The organism is Psychrobacillus sp. NPDC096389, from assembly GCF_044762855.1.
Classification (GTDB): Bacteria; Bacillota; Bacilli; order Bacillales_A; family Planococcaceae; genus Psychrobacillus.
In genome coordinates this window covers 143,928-160,855 of sequence record NZ_JBIWFB010000010.1, presented here as the reverse complement: position 1 = coordinate 160,855, position 16,928 = coordinate 143,928, and the positions used below count along the sequence as shown (strand labels likewise).

General features: G+C 32.8%; 20 protein-coding genes and 1 pseudogene. 19 read left to right on the top strand and 2 right to left on the bottom strand.

Features of this window, described 5'->3' with window-relative positions; genetic code table 11:
* Window positions 1–2: 2 nt before the first annotated feature.
* Both ACIQ38_RS20165 and ACIQ38_RS20160 read left to right on the top strand, forming a co-directional pair.
* Entirely contained in the window at window positions 3–683 is a 681-nt protein-coding gene (locus tag ACIQ38_RS20165; RefSeq protein ID WP_402827431.1) for a response regulator transcription factor, read from the top strand.
* Window positions 671–2,140, top strand: coding sequence for a sensor histidine kinase (locus tag ACIQ38_RS20160; protein ID WP_402827429.1), 1,470 nt, complete (start codon window positions 671–673; stop codon window positions 2,138–2,140). The genes ACIQ38_RS20165 and ACIQ38_RS20160 overlap by 13 nt, the downstream gene beginning before the upstream one ends.
* 337 nt (window positions 2,141–2,477) lie before the next feature.
* Here the strand turns inward: ACIQ38_RS20160 and cyoE are convergent, their stop codons facing one another.
* Entirely contained in the window at window positions 2,478–3,374 is an 897-nt protein-coding gene (gene cyoE / locus ACIQ38_RS20155; protein ID WP_402827427.1) for a heme o synthase, read from the bottom strand.
* A gap of 310 nt (window positions 3,375–3,684) precedes the next feature.
* On the opposite strand from cyoE, the gene ACIQ38_RS20150 reads away from it, so the two are divergent.
* The 5 genes from ACIQ38_RS20150 to ACIQ38_RS20130 all read left to right on the top strand — a co-directional run bounded on the left by ACIQ38_RS20150 (window position 3,685) and on the right by ACIQ38_RS20130 (window position 7,796).
* On the top strand, window positions 3,685–4,812 hold the full coding sequence (locus ACIQ38_RS20150) for a DegT/DnrJ/EryC1/StrS family aminotransferase (protein ID WP_402827425.1): 1,128 nt from the start codon (window positions 3,685–3,687) through the stop codon (window positions 4,810–4,812).
* 171 nt (window positions 4,813–4,983) lie between these two features.
* Window positions 4,984–5,523, top strand: coding sequence for an RNA polymerase sigma factor (locus ACIQ38_RS20145; RefSeq protein ID WP_402827423.1), 540 nt, complete (start codon window positions 4,984–4,986; stop codon window positions 5,521–5,523).
* On the top strand, window positions 5,513–6,415 hold the full coding sequence (gene spoIIP, locus ACIQ38_RS20140; RefSeq protein WP_402827420.1) for a stage II sporulation protein P: 903 nt from the start codon (window positions 5,513–5,515) through the stop codon (window positions 6,413–6,415). Before ACIQ38_RS20145 ends, spoIIP begins: the two co-directional genes overlap by 11 nt.
* A gap of 280 nt (window positions 6,416–6,695) precedes the next feature.
* Complete coding sequence (locus ACIQ38_RS20135) at window positions 6,696–7,181, top strand: Lrp/AsnC family transcriptional regulator (RefSeq protein WP_402827417.1); 486 nt, start codon at window positions 6,696–6,698, stop codon at window positions 7,179–7,181.
* Window positions 7,182–7,796, top strand: a complete 615-nt coding sequence (locus ACIQ38_RS20130) for a LysE family translocator (RefSeq protein WP_402827414.1) — start codon at window positions 7,182–7,184, stop codon at window positions 7,794–7,796. It begins immediately after the preceding gene.
* A gap of 180 nt (window positions 7,797–7,976) precedes the next feature.
* Here ACIQ38_RS20130 and ACIQ38_RS20125 read toward each other — a convergent pair.
* Window positions 7,977–8,192 (bottom strand): annotated as a pseudogene (locus ACIQ38_RS20125) (IS1595-like element ISSpps1 family transposase); the annotation flags it as partial.
* A 131-nt stretch (window positions 8,193–8,323) separates the two neighbouring features.
* Between ACIQ38_RS20125 and ACIQ38_RS20120 the strand changes: the two are divergent.
* From ACIQ38_RS20120 to ACIQ38_RS20065, 12 genes are all read left to right on the top strand, one after another.
* On the top strand, window positions 8,324–8,500 hold the full coding sequence (locus tag ACIQ38_RS20120) for a hypothetical protein (protein ID WP_402827411.1): 177 nt from the start codon (window positions 8,324–8,326) through the stop codon (window positions 8,498–8,500).
* Between the two features lie 392 nt (window positions 8,501–8,892).
* Window positions 8,893–9,810, top strand: coding sequence for an alpha/beta fold hydrolase (locus tag ACIQ38_RS20115; RefSeq protein WP_402827409.1), 918 nt, complete (start codon window positions 8,893–8,895; stop codon window positions 9,808–9,810).
* 82 nt (window positions 9,811–9,892) lie between these two features.
* Complete coding sequence (locus tag ACIQ38_RS20110) at window positions 9,893–10,432, top strand: isochorismatase family protein (protein WP_402827406.1); 540 nt, start codon at window positions 9,893–9,895, stop codon at window positions 10,430–10,432.
* 248 nt (window positions 10,433–10,680) lie between these two features.
* Complete coding sequence (locus ACIQ38_RS20105) at window positions 10,681–11,253, top strand: hypothetical protein (RefSeq protein WP_402827403.1); 573 nt, start codon at window positions 10,681–10,683, stop codon at window positions 11,251–11,253.
* Between the two features lie 84 nt (window positions 11,254–11,337).
* Complete coding sequence (locus tag ACIQ38_RS20100; protein ID WP_402827591.1) at window positions 11,338–11,526, top strand: hypothetical protein; 189 nt, start codon at window positions 11,338–11,340, stop codon at window positions 11,524–11,526.
* Window positions 11,471–11,914, top strand: a complete 444-nt coding sequence (locus ACIQ38_RS20095; protein ID WP_402827400.1) for a DUF3267 domain-containing protein — start codon at window positions 11,471–11,473, stop codon at window positions 11,912–11,914. Before ACIQ38_RS20100 ends, ACIQ38_RS20095 begins: the two co-directional genes overlap by 56 nt.
* 154 nt (window positions 11,915–12,068) lie before the next feature.
* Window positions 12,069–12,734, top strand: coding sequence for a hypothetical protein (locus tag ACIQ38_RS20090; RefSeq protein ID WP_402827397.1), 666 nt, complete (start codon window positions 12,069–12,071; stop codon window positions 12,732–12,734).
* Between the two features lie 139 nt (window positions 12,735–12,873).
* On the top strand, window positions 12,874–13,356 hold the full coding sequence (locus tag ACIQ38_RS20085; RefSeq protein WP_402827394.1) for a YjdJ family protein: 483 nt from the start codon (window positions 12,874–12,876) through the stop codon (window positions 13,354–13,356).
* Window positions 13,357–13,390: 34 nt separating this feature from the next.
* Window positions 13,391–13,792 carry a hypothetical protein gene (locus tag ACIQ38_RS20080; protein ID WP_402827391.1) on the top strand — a complete coding sequence of 134 codons (402 nt, stop codon included), beginning with the start codon at window positions 13,391–13,393 and terminating at the stop codon, window positions 13,790–13,792.
* A 360-nt stretch (window positions 13,793–14,152) separates the two neighbouring features.
* Window positions 14,153–14,338 carry a hypothetical protein gene (locus ACIQ38_RS20075; RefSeq protein WP_402827388.1) on the top strand — a complete coding sequence of 62 codons (186 nt, stop codon included), beginning with the start codon at window positions 14,153–14,155 and terminating at the stop codon, window positions 14,336–14,338.
* Window positions 14,335–15,951, top strand: coding sequence for a M3 family oligoendopeptidase (locus ACIQ38_RS20070; protein WP_402827588.1), 1,617 nt, complete (start codon window positions 14,335–14,337; stop codon window positions 15,949–15,951). Before ACIQ38_RS20075 ends, ACIQ38_RS20070 begins: the two co-directional genes overlap by 4 nt.
* A 315-nt stretch (window positions 15,952–16,266) precedes the next feature.
* A complete protein-coding gene (locus ACIQ38_RS20065; protein ID WP_402827385.1) occupies window positions 16,267–16,881 on the top strand; it encodes a hydrolase in 615 nt (204 codons plus the stop codon).
* The last annotated feature ends 47 nt before the right edge of the window (window positions 16,882–16,928 follow it).

Here is a 16,928-nt window from a genome sequence, read left to right as displayed (position 1 = left end):
AAGTGAAAGAGAAAATCGTAATAGTCGATGATGAGAGAGACATCGTTTCTTTTATAAAGGATTCGTTAGAAGATGAAGGATACACGGTGTTTTGTGCTTATAACAGCGAGGAAGCTTTGCGTATTTTACCAAAAAATCCGAACCTAATTATACTCGATGTGATGATGCCTGGAATGGATGGATATGAATTATGTCAAAAGATTAGGGAAAGTATTTCATGTCCGATCATTTTTGTGAGCGCAAAAAATACAGTCCAAGATAGAATAAAGGGTCTGATGTTCGGTGGAGACGATTATATGGAGAAACCATTTAGCATGAAAGAGCTAAAAACACGAATTTATGCTCATCTGAGAAGGGAGCAGCGAATTCAAGGGAAAACCTATCAGCGCTTACATCAAAAAAATCTTATCATAGATTTACAGGCATACGAGCTATTTTGCCATGAAGATAAAGTAGCCTTAACGAATCGAGAGTTTGAAATAATTAAGTATTTTATTTTACATCCTAATCATGTCTTATCAAGAGATCAAATCTATGAACATGTGTGGGGCCTAGAGGCAATAGGAGATTCCACCACCGTAACAGAACATATTAAGAAGATTAGAGCTAAACTACAAAAATGTGATCCAAATGTCCCTTATATTTCAACAGTTTGGGGAGTTGGCTATAAATGGGAAGGTTAAACATACGAAGGAAACGAACCTTACGTGCTCAAATTACGTTTTCCTTTCATCTTATTTTAGTGTTCAGTGTGACCGCTACGTTAATTACTTGGGGATTAATCATCCTCGCATTCTCTATATATTCAAAACACGAACTAATGAAACCAGCAAATTATTATGAAAGCAAAATTCCAGAACTGCTACACTTTATCTATAAACAAAGGAATATTCTTCCTGTAACTAATAAAGATACTTTAAACAAATTGATTCCATTAGAGGGGCTAGATTATCAAGTGGTTGATATAGATGGGGACTTTATGTATGGAAGCATGGGCGATAGTTATATTTCTTCCTCGATAGATCTAGCAACAAACATAAACAAAAATAAGTATGACGGACAAAGGATTATTCAATATTACCCTATTTTTGACGAAAACCAAGCAATGAATGGTGCCATTGGATTTCGCTACAAACTATCTTTAGCATCATCTAATCCCCAGTCATCCATGTTATTTATTGGAATAGGAGTAATTATCTTTTTGGCACCATTCGTTTATTTTTATTTGTTTTCTTTTCTAATAGGTAAACAATTCAGTAGCAGAATTGAAAAACCCTTTAATGAAATTATTGAAAGTGCACATAAGATCCAACAACATGATCTTAATTTTTCCTTATCCCATATTGAAAGCACAGTGGAACTGAACAAGCTAGTTGCTGCTTTCGAAGAAATGAAAGAGGCTTTGAAGGAATCACTAAAAAGGCAATGGAAATTGGAAGAGGATCGCAGAGATATGATAGCAACTGTTGCTCATGATTTAAAAACTCCTCTTACGATTATTTTGGGGCATGTGGAGGGGTTGTTAGAAGTGAAAGAACATCATCCAGATCGTTTGGAACGATACTTGCTAACAATTCAATCTAGTTGCATACGAACGATTCAGTTAATTAAGGAATTAAATGATGTTTCCCAAATTGAACAGGTAGAATTCAAATTAAATTTCACAGTTACAAATATGGAAAACTGGATACAGTCAAAAGTAAATGAATATGAACTACTATGCAAGTCTAAGAATATAAAATTCGATGCTGTCATCGATAAAAAAGAGGACGCTGAAGTTTGGATAGATCTATTTCGTATAAATCAAGTGTTAGATAATGTGATAACAAATAGTCTTAACTACACTCCGGAATATGGGGAAATGAAGTGGATAACGACAATTACTGATCAGCAAATCGTTTTCGAAATCTTAGATAACGGCCCAGGCTTTTCGAATAAAAATATGTCTCAAATTTTTAATAAATTTTATCGAGAGGATATATCACGAACAAGCAAGACTGGTCATTCGGGTTTAGGTTTATTTATCGTTCAAACAATAACTGAAAAACATGGCGGGAAAATCCTGGCACAAAATAGAGTAGAAGGCGGGGCTTATGTAAAGATTGAAATTCAAAATATGAGAGGAGTCTCTTTGGTTTGAGGCAGCTGATCTAAGGGGAATATCTCGAAGTATTTACACCATTCTAAATAGAAATATTTAATCTTTAGTTATTATGTCAATTTATTTATAGGATGGTGCTCATTTTGAATTTGTTGCAAAAAGTATCCTGTTTGTTCCTTAGAAACAGAAAAAGTTAAGTATAAATCCCCTAAATATATTGTGAAACAATTTACTTAAACTTACTTCTGTTCGAATAAAAAGACCATCATTATCGATGGTCTTTTCTTATGCCTGCTATTTTCGAAAATAGAAATATGTGGTAGGTTAATTTTATTTTGGGATTGCCAGCTAATATTGTGTTTAAGCCTATCCATCATTAAAATACCTGTAAAATTAGACCGATTGCAGAGTAAATAATTACCGTAAAGTAAATAACAATCATATGCACTAAGGAAAATACAAACATTTTATTGGACCAATCTTTCATATCCATTTTCCTTGTGCCGAACAAGCTTAACCACAACCAAATTAGACCTAAAACAAGTGAAACCAAGGTTAGACCTAAACTTAAAGGTAAAAATAAAAAACTAGATAGCACCAATAAAATTAAATAAAAATTAGTTTGGATATACGTGCGTTTTCGATCTTTAACAACGGGAAGCATAGGAATTTTTGCTGCAGCATAATCATCTTTTTTACGAATAGCAATAGCATAAAAGTGAGGCATTTGCCATATAACCATGATTAAAAATAATGCCCAACATGCAGGATGCCAAATATCAGGAGCCACTGCTGCCCAACCGATTAAAGGAGGCATTGCACCTGAGATACTTCCAACTTCCGTATTCCAAATGGTATAGCGTTTAGTCCACATTGTATAAGGTACTACGTAGAAAAATACACCTAAAAAACCAAGAAAAGATGCTAATGGTGAAGCCAAATACAATAAAATTAGCCCAATTACTAATAATAAAATGGCAACTATTAAAACTTTCTTAATCGATATAGCGCCTGTAACAGTCGGACGAACTTTTGTACGGGCCATAATGGCATCAATATCCCGATCGTAAATGTTGTTGAACGAACCAGCCGCTGCAATAACGGCTGCTGTTCCTAAAAAGGCAAAAACTATATTCCAAATATTATCTGCAAAACTGTATTGATATGTAAATAAAGCGAGCATTAATCCTGCGACCATCGGAATGAGATTTGACTTGATGATCCCTGTTTTAACTACTTGCGCCCATAACGTCTTTTGTGATTGCTTATTCATTTTTTATAGCTCCTTATTTATACACTTAACTAATATAACCTAATTGATTATCGAAATTCCATTATACCATTCTTATACCGCAATCACTTTTGAACATTTTAGGTCTATTTCTACATAAGTAATGGAATTGGGGACTTTTCGATAGTTAAGTGGCAGGTGGAAAGCTAAATCGTCAATTTACTTAATATTGGAACTTTTATTCGAGTTAAACGTTTTAACTAAAGTAAAAGACATTTTAACTAGAAACGTATATTCATTTATTAGTATAAAGAAATAATATGGAATTTAATACGAAGGGGTTTAATCGATCATGGAATTTAGAGATTTAAAAAGTCAATATAAGCAATATAAGGAGGAAATCGATACAGCTATTAGTTCTGTCATATCAGATGCTAACTTTATTGGTGGTAAAGAAGTAAAAGAGCTTGAAAAAGAATTAGCAGATTTTGTTGGAGTTAAACATTGTATTTCCTGTGCAAATGGGACAGAAGCAATGACACTCTTAATGATGGCATGGGATATTAAAGAAGGAGACGCTGTATTTGTTCCTGACTTTACATTTTTTTCAACTGGCGAAGTTGTATCTTTTAGAGGCGCAACCCCAGTTTTTGTAGATGTGGATAAAGATACTTTTAATATAGATACAAAGAAGTTGGAGTTGGCCATTGAAAGAACAATTGAGGATGGGAAATTAAATCCAAAGGTTATTATACCAGTAGATTTATTTGGTCTTCCAGCTGATTATCCAGAGATTGAGCGAATAGCTAAAAAGTATAATATGTTAGTCTTAGAAGATAGTGCACAAGGATTTGGTGGCCATATTTACGGAAAAAGAGCTGGCAGCTTTGGAAATGCCGCTACCACATCTTTTTTTCCTGCCAAACCGCTAGGATGTTATGGGGATGGTGGGGCAATTTTCACAAATGATGACGACTTAACCAAACTGCTTAATTCCTTGAAAGTGCATGGTAAAGGAGAGAATAAGTATGACAATGTACGAATTGGTGTTAACTCAAGACTTGATACGATTCAGGCTGCCATTTTAAAAGTCAAACTTAAGGCTTTTATTGATCATGAATTAGAAGATGTGAATAGAATAAATGGGCTTTACAATGATAGATTAAAAGGGTTGGTCAAAACACCTTACATACCGGAAGGGTACTATTCAAGTTTTGCTCAATACACTATCACGCTAGTGAGCAAAGAGCAAAGGGATGGAATACAGGAGAAATTGAATGAGCAAGGTATTCCAAGTATGGTTTATTACACAAAGCCAATGCATAAACAACAAGCATTTGCATATTTAGAAGTAAGTGATAATGATTTTGAAACGACTAATTCTCTCTGTGACACCGTGCTTTCACTTCCAATGCATCCGTATCTCCTAGAAGAGGAAATTGACAAAGTATGTGAAGTAATTAAGAACTACATAAAATAGGATACTAATTCTTTCTTTTAGATGGAATACTAAATAAATACAAAGAACTGCATGTCTATTTAAGACAAGCAGTTTTTTGCATTACAATTAATAAAATAAATTACTAATATTGTGTAACCTTTCTGAAGGCTCAAACGAATAATAGTTATACCGAAAAAAAGGGGGATGAATTTGATCGAGTCAGACAGTTTGGAGAATAAGATCGATGAAATATATAGACAATACTATTTAGACGTTTACAAGTTCATTATTTGTTATTCCGGAAATCAAAATGACTCCGAGGATATGACGCAGGAAGTCTTTATCCGAGTTTTGAAGAATTTATCAAAATATAATTATTCTGCTAGTTTGAAAACGTGGATTTTTTCTATTGCAAAACATGTAGCAATCGACCACTATCGAAAAGCACGATTCACAATCATCCTTAAAGAGGGCTTCTTCAAACAATTAATATCAAGTGAAAAAGGTCCAATCGACTATGCAGAGCAAAATGAATTTAAAAATTATGTTCATGAATCCATTTCGAAAATCAAACCAAATTATCGAATGGTATTAATCCTAAGGGGAATCAACGAATTTTCAATCAAGGAAACTGCCCAAATTCTTAACTATAGTGAAGCCAAGGTTAAGGTAGTTTATCATCGAGCGTTAAAACAGCTAGAACAAAAGTTGAATGGGGATTTAGGGGAGGTAATTAAAATTGAAAGATGAACATGAATTATTCGAACTCATGAAAGCTAATTATACACTTAAACCACGAGCAGAATTTGTTTCAGTGACAAGTAATAAACTCAGGCAGGAGGCAAGGAAACTAGATAAAAAACGAAAATACAAACGTTTATCTGTTATTGCAACCTCTATGGCATTATGTTTTATGGCAATTTCTTGGTTTTTCCTTCTAGGAGGGCAGGAAGCAATTAGCGTAGCTATTTCCGCAGTTGGACAAAGCAAACTTGTACCTGCAGCTTCCGAACAAGAACCTTCAATTTATATTTACCACACATATAACCGCGATTCTTTTATACCAGAATTGAATTTGAAAGATGCGAGTAAGGTATTAGATGAGACAAAAAACATTACTCTAGTAGGTAAACGACTTAAAGATGCATTACTAGAAGAAAATATACATGCCATTCATGAAACCACTGACTTTGAAGGTGAACTAGAGAAAAAAGGGTTACTCAAAACAGATTCCTATATACTTTCTAGAGAATCAATAAAAAAAATATTAATGAGCAATAAAAATATAAAAATGTTAATAGATATCCATAGAGATAGTACGCCTCGAAAAGATAGTACGATTATGCTTAATGGAAAAAAGCATGCGAAGGTAGCTTTGTTCTTATCCATTTCAAGTAAAAATCATAAAGCAAATCTAGCATTTGCTAAACAAATCCATAATAAGATGGAACAAAAATATCCTGGTTTATCAGAAGGAATAATTCTTAAGGATAGTGGAATGAAAAGTGCTGACTACAATCAGGATCTTATGGATAATTCAGTATTGCTGAGCATTGGTGGAGTGGATAATGCATTAGAAGAAGAGTACAGAACAGCAGACATTCTAGCAGGGATTTTGAAAGAAATAATTGAAGAGGAGTAAGTCTTACAACGTCTATAATATTAAAGAGATCGGTTGCTGCCGTTCTCTTTATAGGCAGTGAAAAAAGATCTTCCGACCGAAGATCCTTTTTCACTGCCTATACGTGGTTTATGTTAACTAGTTTTATATAGAGTATACATTTAATCCTTTAAGATCTCCTTCAACTAACGAAACAGATTATTTAACAAAGAAATACCCGTTTTTTATTATTCTCACGAAAAATAATTGAATTTTTGTTTTATTAATAATATAATGATTAAAACTTTATAAAGAAAGGGATATGGTATTGGATTCTTTCGATTATAAAATAATCAAGGCGATAATGACAAACGGAAGGGTTACTTGGGCTGAATTAGCTTCTCAAATTGGATTATCTGCTCCAGCAATAGCAGACCGTGTTAATCGTTTGTTTAGCAATAAAGTAATTAAAGAGCTTGGTGCAATGGTAAATGGTGAAAGCGTAGGGACAGAGTGTACTGCATTTGTAACAGTTTCCTTAGAAAGACCGAAATACAGGGAAGATTTTCTACAACTTGTAACAGATTTAGATGAAGTACAAGAATGTCATCATATTGCAGGGGAAGACGATTATTTATTGAAAATTCGTTGTCGAAATACAAAAGATTTAGACAGAGTAATAAGTTATGAAATTAAAAGCCTTGCTGGCGTAATAAGAACAAAAACAACAATTGTAATGGATACAACAAAAGAAACTTTTCGTATCCCACTGCAAAAAGATAAATTTAATAAAATAGGTGAAAATTAAATGTTCGCGGAAATGTTATTTAAGGGACTTATTATTGGTTTCAGTATTGCTGCTCCAGTTGGACCAATTGGGATTTTATGTATTCGTCGAACACTTGAGCATGGTAGGTTCGTTGGATTTGTCTCTGGTTTAGGAGCTGCAACAGCAGATGGGTTATATGGTTTAATTGCCGGTCTGGGTTTGACGCTTATTACCAATTTTTTAATTGGACAGCAGTTTTGGCTTCATTTTATAGGTAGTACCTTCTTATGTTACTTGGGCGTAAAAATATTCTTTTCAAGACCTTCTAATAAATCAGCTAAAGCAAAAGGTAACAAACCCTTTACAGCTTACGCATCTACCTTTTTTTTAACTTTAACTAACCCAGTAACTATTTTATCATTCATTGCCATTTTTTCAGGTCTCGGAATTATAAATAATTATACAACGACACTTGGTTTAATCTTAGTGTTAGGAGTATTTTTAGGTTCAGCATTATGGTGGCTATTGCTAAGTAGCATAGCAGGAATAGTTGCAAACCGCATGAAAAATTTTTCTTTAAGTTTCGTTAATCGTATTTCGGGATTAATATTATTATTGTTTGGCTTATATGGTTTAATGATTGGGATTGGTTAACGAGTGACTATTATTCAACGGGTATGATTCTATTAGGTGAAGGTCGCTTTTTTCGTTATTCCATAAGAAAGATTGTAAAATATTGTACTTAAAGTAATGGGTGTTTCAGTAAAAAATAGTCATCAAAATGCAATGAGCTTGGAGATACATTTCCCAGTTCATTTTTATGTGCACTTTTAATTAGAGATAACAGTCATTCAGCCTTAGCTTATCTGCGGTTCCCCATGTTCCATGAACATTTACCAAGAAAAGCATTTGCATTTGCTTTTTCTTGCTCAACTCACTTTCTATTTTTCTATTGTCCAGGAATTGAAACCACACTAAACAAAGTTGTAAATGCTTCGTAACAACACCATTGAGTCGATGTATCCACTTCTTTAGACGTGAATGATAATTAACGAAAAAGATATTGCATACATTAAATTGGTAATGCCAAATGAAACAAATTTTAATCAATACAAATAGCAATGTAATTACCATTTTAAGTAATAATTTGGGTGGGAGTAAAAGGAGGATGTGTGAATTAAATGAAATCAATAGTGTTTTTCTTGTTTCTTGTATTCTGGGTAACTGGCATTGGAACCCTCTGGACAGGGTTAGATTTTCCTTTTGAAATTCAAAACAAGCAATTAGCAAGCTATATATGCCTAATATTAGCAGGGATACTTTTAATAGTTTTATATATTTTACGTGCAAAAAAGTAAAAGTAAAGACAGGGATTAAATGAATATCCTGACTCTATTTCATTTAACAACTAATACCTAGTTCTGCTAAGCATCCAGCGTCCCTGCATCAGGTCCACATTGCACTACAGGCAATATAACATCCTCATCCCAACCAATCAGGAAGTTTTTTATAACTTCTATGAAGACAATCTAAGAAACTTTCTTGGGCAATAATTTCATCACCCTGAAAATCCGTTTTTATAATTTCACCATTTTCGATTGTCGCAATCATAAGTTTTGGAGGGAAAAATAAGTATCAAGAAGCTCCACTACATCACGACGTAATAGAAGGTGTATTATTTTTATTAATTATTTTTATCATTATAGTAAACAGAACTTTTTGGCTATTAATACAAAAGTATAAGCAAGGGGTGAGTAATATTATCGGATTTTTAACAATTAATCATAATAAAATAGAGATTCTTCAAAAAGGAAAAAGTGGTACAACTATAATTATCCTTACAGGTATGGGATGTTCATTTGATGAATGGTACGATGTGACCGAGTCATTAAGTAAATCTAATCGACTAGTAATGTTTCATAGACCCGGACTTGGTGAGAGCGAAATTCAACAAGAAGTCCGAAATACACAGGCGGTCGTAAACGAAATAATTGAGTTACTACTCCTACTTGAAATACATGAACCTGTATTGCTAGTTGGTCATTCATATGGTGGATTATGTGCTCAGCATTTTGTGAAAGAATATCCTAAAAAGGTTGCAGGAGTAATCTTAGTAGATTCTACTTCTGTGGATTTGAAGGTCTTAGACGAGTTGGATACACCGGTATTATATGAAGATTCGAGTGATGAGATTTGGATGGAAAATTGTCGTGCTTATTCTCTAATGAATGAAGAAGAATTAAGAAAAATAATGAATCCTACTCTTACCAATAAACAAAAGCTATTTCCTGTTGATATACAGCAACGTTTAATAAATTTCCATGTAAATCCTTCGTTATACAAAGCAATGTATTCTGAAATCAGTAACTGGAAGCATGACGCAGTTATGATAAAGAATTTAGGGGAATTCATTAATATACCTTTAATTGTAATTGGTCGAGATAAAGAACATAATATTAAGCTGGGAATAGAAGATGGTTTACCAGAATCAGAGTTAAGGATATTTGAAGAAAAATGGCAAGAACTGATTATGAATCAAGCGGAACTTTCTGAAAATAGTCAATTAATATTTGCCCAACAGGCAAGTCATTCCATACATATGGATAGACCAGATATGATTATCGAATCAATAACTTGGATGGTTAATAATAATTCCTTTTTGAACTAACTAAGTGTATTAGTGCAACAAACAGGAAATTAAGTATTACTGGCGAATTAACTAATGAAAGCATTAAAAAGGTGGTGGAGATATGAAAGCACTATTAGTAATTGATGTCCAAAATGTAATTGTGGAGTTTAAAGATTTTCTACAAGAACTTAATGGTATTGAAAGTATTATTAGAGACTTCAAAGAAAATGAAGAACCTATCATATTTATTAGAAATATAAGTGATGAAGAAACAAGCCCGTTTTATAGAGAAGCGCTAAGCTCAGAATTGTATCCTTCTTTAAAAAAATATGCAGATATTGTAATTCAAAAAAAGACACCAAGTGCTTTTTTTCAGACTGAACTTAATGATAAGTTGTTGCAACTAGGTGTGGATCATCTTTTTATTACAGGATTCAATACGGAGTTTTGTTGCCAGTTTACAGCAATAGCAGCCTATGATAGGGGCTATAAAATAACATTCATTGAAGGTGCTACAGGAACTGTTAATGACGAAACTACTTATGAAATGAATGGTCTGGATATAAGAGATTTCGTAGGGACAGTTTTACATTGCTCAAATGTTATTGAAGTACTGGACCTAGAAGAATATGTGGAAGAATATAAATCAAGTAAAGTTTAACTATTTTATATAAATAGTTTCCTATGAATGTAGCAAATACTAATATCATTTTCCGGTGATTTAGTATAAAAGAAAATTAAAATACAATGGGCTTGGGAGACATTTCCCAGCTCATTTTTATTTTTCTATGAAAGTATTAATATTTTTAAATGGAAAATTCGTGTAATATTGGAACTTCTTTTCGTTTCAAACGTATAATGAGCAGGTTAGTTTAAGTAAAAAGGAAAGTGAAAAGGGAGTATTATAGGATGAGAAAAGGGGTTAAAGTTCTACCGGTATTAATTATAATCATAGTGCTTTTTATCTTTAATGGATATAGGTTTACTGCATTAAGTGCTGCTAAAGGGAATCCATTGTTATCAAAAGATGCAGAGTTAGTGGAAGCATATGATACGGGTAAATCTACTATATTTTTATTTAAGAATGATAACGAAGAGATATTTCAAACGGTATTAACCGAGAAGTATGGATTTCTATTTCGAAGCAGTGCATCTACCATTGTTCCTTTCAGTGCGGATATGATTCAAACTGTAGGCGGTTTTAGCTTCACAGGAGAGAATGATGCAGCCACATTATTAAGTGTCATCTCTAATACTGAGGAGGTTGCTTATATAGAGGTTGGTGTAGATACTGATTTAGAAAGAAAAGCAATAAGAAAAGGGGAGCGTATTTCATTCTTATTTCCATTTAGCGAACAAGTGGATTTTCTAAATGCAACTGCATTTAATCATGAAGGAGAAGCTCTCTATTATTACGGCCTTGCCGAAAACGTCAGTCAGGTTCATATACCTGAAGATTTAAAGTGGCATAAGATTCAGTGAAGCCTACGAGTGTTCAGATGAGTAAAGTAAAGAAGTGATATTCGCTCAAAAAAATCAGAAAATTCAGGATGATAATGCTTTGATATGGTTTGTTTATTTACATTGAAGAAAGGAGTAGACGTTTTTGATATTATGGTTTCGACACTTACCGCAATTAAATATGGATTTGGTAGAATGGACCCCGTTCATAAAGAATCATTGGTTTCGGAAGAATTATATGAAGTTTGTTTATTTACTCCAGATCTTTATTTTCCTGATGTCCCGTTACTTTAATGCATGGGACAGTCCTATCAATATATTCGTTCTAATCTTAATAGGTATCTTTGTCTTCATCATTCACGAAAGTCTTCACATTTTAGTAATTAATAAAAAAGGCGACATTAGCTTAACATTTCGTGGAACATTTTTTTGGCTACATACAAATGCAGTATTATCCAAAATGAGATTTTGGCTCTTCATGAGTTTGCCCCTGATTGCATTATCGGTAGTTCCTGCTATTGTCTCAATTTATGTATCTGGGAATATTAAATCAATCTTATTGTATATAAGTTGGATAAATTTATTGATTTCCTCCTCTGATATAATAAATTCATTTTTAATTGCCGTTAAACCGAAGAACTCAGTATTTTGCAGGGGGTACTACCGCGTAGAAAAGAACTAGTAGCATTACATAAATATTTGAATAAAGTGTAGTTTCAAAAAGGGATTGATTATTTGCATTAAAATCATCTACATCTTAAGACTTCCTATAGGTTAGTACTAAGCAGAGTTTTGTGGATAGTTAAGGAAAAAAGAATTTTATTGGGGGAAAAGAAGTGAAAGAAATAAAAAAGTTAATTTGGGTAGTTGCAATAATTGCATTGGTAATTGTAGCTTTATCTTTTATTGATCCTGTTAATAATGAGGATAATGTTAACCCAAATGACCTTAAAGTTGTAACTGATTTAGAGAAAGAGAACATTCAATTGAAGCAAGATATTGAATGGTTAGAACATTCTTTGTTTGAAACAAGGAAATTTATCTATGATTCCGATTTAGCCAATGAGTATTTCAAAGACCCAGAGACAGAAATACTTTATAAGGAAATTGAAGAGACAAAGTACGTTATCCTCTATAGTGATAAGCTAGGTATTCATCTTAATGTAACATCGAATGAACCAAGGTTTGAGATTTTATTAACTGTACCTACATTAGATCCAGAAGACGGGATTACTTTTGATTATACTGGTCTCGGAGATCGATACATGGACAGTGGAATAGAAAATCACTTCTTTGGTGGTGTAATTACCAATAAAGAAATTAAAGATGTACAAGTATCAATTAATGGAGAGGTTTATGAAGCAAACATTTTTGAAGTAGATGACAATATGAGGGGATGGTACAGTATTTTTAAGAAATCATTCACATTGGATGAAAGTATAGTAAAAACACAAGCTCTTGATGAAAATGGATTTGCTATATGGGAAACAACAGTCAGATGATTACTTAGGATTAATATTTCAATGAATAGAGGCATTACTAAAGTACTTGTGACTTTTATTCACTGCAACACGTTTATCTACCTTGGAACAAAATAAAAGCTGTATTGAGAATAATTGGAGTTTATGAGGAGGAAGAAAATTGTTTAAGTATATATTACAACTTTTCGTTGGAATCTTTACTTTATTGTTATCAACCTTAATGGCTAGATATGAAGGAAGTGCAATAACTTATGATTCTTTGGAATGGGGGTATTCAACACCGTTTACAAAATTATTTAACATCGAAATTACAAGTGGTCATGATATTAGTCAACTAGATTATTTTGTTTATGCAGCTAAATTTCAGCCACTTTTTCCGGCTATTATGATGGTTAGCGTATTCTACATATTGAGTATAGTTGGTTATTATTTAATAAAAAAAAAACCGAAATTGGCAATTGGTTTTTGGGGAGTAATCGGTAGTGTAATGCTATTACTTAGCGGTTTTATTATTAATTCTTCCACAATAGGTGGTAGGGTTCATTTCTGGATTATTTTAGTAAGTGGAATTATTAGTATATCTGTCGCTACCTTCGTGTGTATAAGAAATTTCAAACACGAGGTTACTGTAGGCACAAATTAAATAGCAACATTGTGCAAAATAAGGATGTGATCGAATGTTTCAAGATGGATTTCCAAACTATTTAAGGAAAGATGTGTCTATAGTGAGTGGCATGGTTCTATATGAAAATCATAATACCAAGATTGATGTGTCAGAGGATAGCATTCAATATTATCAAGATAATACTTGGATTAGGTTTCCTTACCGTATTTATTATACTGATTTTTCAGATGAAGCTATAGATAATTTAAATCCTTGCCAAAAAATGATTTTGCATTGTATTTATTCTAGAAGCTGTGATGGGTATGTCCGTCAAAAGCATATGTACTCCTTGCTGCGGACATGCTATGAGGATTGGGCTATTCCTTATATCGTAAAAATATGTGATGAGTATGTTTTAGAGATATTAGAATTGACTTATGAGGTTCTAAAAAGAGCTGGATACAGAAAGGATTAAGAGATTTTGCTTTGAAAATGTTGAATCGTTTTGCAAAAGTCATAATAGAATGATTAGCTATTTTAACGAGTATCACCAAGATAGATATAATAATTTCCAAAAGTATATTGGCAGGAAGTTATTTAGAGAGTGTTTTGGTTACTCTAGATCAATGGAAAGCATAAGAAAATGAGATTATTAAACAAGACCACAAGTTCCTTTAGTCAGGTAGCGCAATATCTTTTAAGAAGTTGCTGTTTTTGCATTTTAAAATATTTCTGACAATATACATTCCGAGAGATTCCAAATAATCAACTATATGCTATAGTGAGAATATACGTTCGATTTGTACATAATATACCGAATTCGAGGAGGAAGAGGATGGAGAAAATTAGGTATCAAAAAAATTGGAATTTGAATAAGATTTTTCAGGGTGGAAGCAAGTCAAATCAATTTATAAATCATATAAAACGATTGGAAGTTCAAGTGAGTGATTTAAATAGTTATGTGAAATCATTTGCCATTCCAATAGCTATAAATGAAACTGCTCACTTGGTTGATTTATAGCTATTGGAGAGATTTGCGTTAACTTATCACAAGCTAGTTCATTTATCACTTGTCTTCTTGCTCAAAACACAAGGGACCAAGATGCTACAACATTACGTGGAAAAATAGCAACAATAGAATCCGATTTTGAAAAAGAATTATTAAAGCTGAGAAAAATAATAGCAAATACAAAGCAGGATATATGGGAAGGTTTAATGAAGGCTAAAGAATTAGAGGATTATAAATTTATATTAAACGAATGGCGTGAAAATACAAATAAGTATTTATCAGATGAGGAACAAAATTTAATAACTGATTTAATGGCTGATGGATATCATGCTTGGGGTCATTTTTACTCTGCATTAGTGAGTAGTATTAACGTAAAAGTTCAAGTTGAGGGAGAGTTAAAAAATCTATCCGTAGGACAAGCAATTAACTTACGTTCTCATCCTAATGAAGAAGTGAGAAAGGATTCTCATCATGTTTTAGAATCTATATGGAAAGAAAAAGAAGAACTATTTGCGAAAATATTAAATCATATCGCTGGTTTCCGTTTACAGGTATATAAAAAGTCTGGAGTAAAGAGTGTATTAGAAACACCTTTAAAAGAGAACAGAATGAAGGAAGAAACATTGAATGCTATGTGGTCAGTGGTAAGTAAATACAAAAAGCCCTTCTCGAATTACTTGAATCGAAAAGCTGAAATGATGGGTGATTCTAGCATGAAAGCTTATAACTTTTGGGCTCCAATTACCAATAGTAAACCTAAAATAGAATTTGATGAAGCGGCTGAACTAATAATAGAACATTTTAGTCAGTTTGGACCCGAATTAGAAGGTTTTGTTAAGCAAGCTTTTCACGACAATTGGATAGAAGTCGAGGACCGTGCCAATAAGTCCACAGTTCCCTTTTGTGCTGGTTTTCCCATGACAGGAGAATCAAGAGTTTTGATGAACTTTGGGGGTACTTTTTTAAATTTGTTAACGCTTGTTCATGAATTGGGTCATGCATTTCATAATTATGCAATGAAGTCTGTTAACGGGCTTAATAAACGCTATCCTATGAGCGTTGCTGAAACTGCCTCCACCTTTTCAGAAATGATTATTTTTGATGCCTCTATGAAACAGGCAAAGTCAAAAGAGGATAAATTATTTATATTGGATGAAAAATTAAAACGTAGCGCTATGAATTTTCTGAATATTCATTCAAGGTTTTTATTTGAACAGAGTTTTTATAAAGAACGTAAAAAAGGCATTGTATCATCCAATCGTCTAAATCAGTTAATGGAAGATGCCATACATCAAGCATATGATGGATCACTAGAAGATCCTTCTATTTACTCGTGGGTATGGACGCCACATTATTATATAACGCAATCCCCTTTTTATAATTTTCCATATACTTTTGGATATTTATTTGCTTTAAGTATTTTTGCAAAGGGAAAGGAGAAAGGGATAGAGTTTGAAAAGGATTATCTGAACTTACTTCGTAATTCTGGAAGTATGACCCTAGAAGATCTAGTGATGAAGCATTTAGGGGAAGACATTACTTCGGAGGAATTCTGGGAAAAAGGAATGGAAATATGTGTGAAAGATGTAGAGGAATTTATCAAATTGACTTCTTCTGAAGATTGAATGAAAGTGCGGGGATAGACTTGTATAGGATTGCAATTATATCAGATATTCATGGTAATAGTGATGCTTCTGATTTTCAGTGGGAAGATAATTGGATAAAAAAATAATGTACATTATATGAAGCTAAAACGAAGGATTTTTATTAAGAAGACCATTATTTTGATGGATATTTGTACGAGAGGAAGTCGCATTGGTAACTGAAGTAGTTAGCGACCTATAGAACTGTTCAGTTTAAGAAAGTATTCTCGAAGTTTTATAGGATATGGCTATATTAAAAGAGAGAAAGAATAAATAATACATAAAGGGTGAGGTAATTTGGGTTCTAGAATAATGCACTTAGTTATTGCTAATAAAATTGCCAAAAGTCTATTGATAGAAGATAGAACATCATTTCTAATTGGCGGCATTGCAGCAGATGCAGCTTCCGATAAAGACTTATCGCATTTTTTTAGAGGGGAAGTACAAGACTATTCGAGAAACGTTGATTATAAAGAGTTTTTGAATAAATATAATTCACTGGTAGAAAATCCTTATATTCTAGGCTACTTTACACATTTAATCGCCGATGATATATGGCTAAAAGGTTTCTATCTACCTTGGTTGAGAAACAGAATGGAAGATAATAAAGAAATACTGAATCTGTACCATAATGATTTTCGATTATTAAATGGGAAACTGTTAGAATACTATGGCTTTACCGACGAATTGAGGAAAACGCTAAGTAATTTTCCTGCAATCATAGATTTGGATGAGGTTAAGTCCGAAGATGTTGAAAAGTTTATTCCTTATGTATTAGGTGATCTGGAATATGAAAAGAAAGTTGTAAGTGAAAATCTTGATGTTTTTACATTTAATCAGATAGTTGGTTACATAGAGACATCTGTTGAGTTGGGTTTATTAAATATAAAACCTTTACTTAAAAGCTATTAGAGGAAACAGAAAAAAGCTTTTTAAGTTACAAGCTGATACTTAAGACA

Bases quoted from the DNA above. Each gene is read 5' to 3' on its own strand.
- ACIQ38_RS20160 (WP_402827429.1), top strand. From the start codon at position 671: ATGGGAAGGTTAAACATACGAAGGAAACGAACCTTACGTGCTCAAATT.
- ACIQ38_RS20105 (WP_402827403.1), top strand. From the start codon at position 10,681: ATGAGAAAAGGGGTTAAAGTTCTACCGGTATTAATTATAATCATAGTG.
- ACIQ38_RS20095 (WP_402827400.1), top strand. From the start codon at position 11,471: ATGAAGTTTGTTTATTTACTCCAGATCTTTATTTTCCTGATGTCCCGT.
- cyoE (WP_402827427.1), bottom strand. From the start codon at position 3,374: ATGAATAAGCAATCACAAAAGACGTTATGGGCGCAAGTAGTTAAAACA.
- ACIQ38_RS20110 (WP_402827406.1), top strand. From the start codon at position 9,893: ATGAAAGCACTATTAGTAATTGATGTCCAAAATGTAATTGTGGAGTTT.
- ACIQ38_RS20075 (WP_402827388.1), top strand. From the start codon at position 14,153: ATGGAGAAAATTAGGTATCAAAAAAATTGGAATTTGAATAAGATTTTT.
- ACIQ38_RS20120 (WP_402827411.1), top strand. From the start codon at position 8,324: ATGAAATCAATAGTGTTTTTCTTGTTTCTTGTATTCTGGGTAACTGGC.
- ACIQ38_RS20080 (WP_402827391.1), top strand. From the start codon at position 13,391: ATGTTTCAAGATGGATTTCCAAACTATTTAAGGAAAGATGTGTCTATA.
- ACIQ38_RS20135 (WP_402827417.1), top strand. From the start codon at position 6,696: ATGGTATTGGATTCTTTCGATTATAAAATAATCAAGGCGATAATGACA.
- ACIQ38_RS20100 (WP_402827591.1), top strand. From the start codon at position 11,338: ATGGTTTGTTTATTTACATTGAAGAAAGGAGTAGACGTTTTTGATATT.
- ACIQ38_RS20130 (WP_402827414.1), top strand. From the start codon at position 7,182: ATGTTCGCGGAAATGTTATTTAAGGGACTTATTATTGGTTTCAGTATT.
- ACIQ38_RS20150 (WP_402827425.1), top strand. From the start codon at position 3,685: ATGGAATTTAGAGATTTAAAAAGTCAATATAAGCAATATAAGGAGGAA.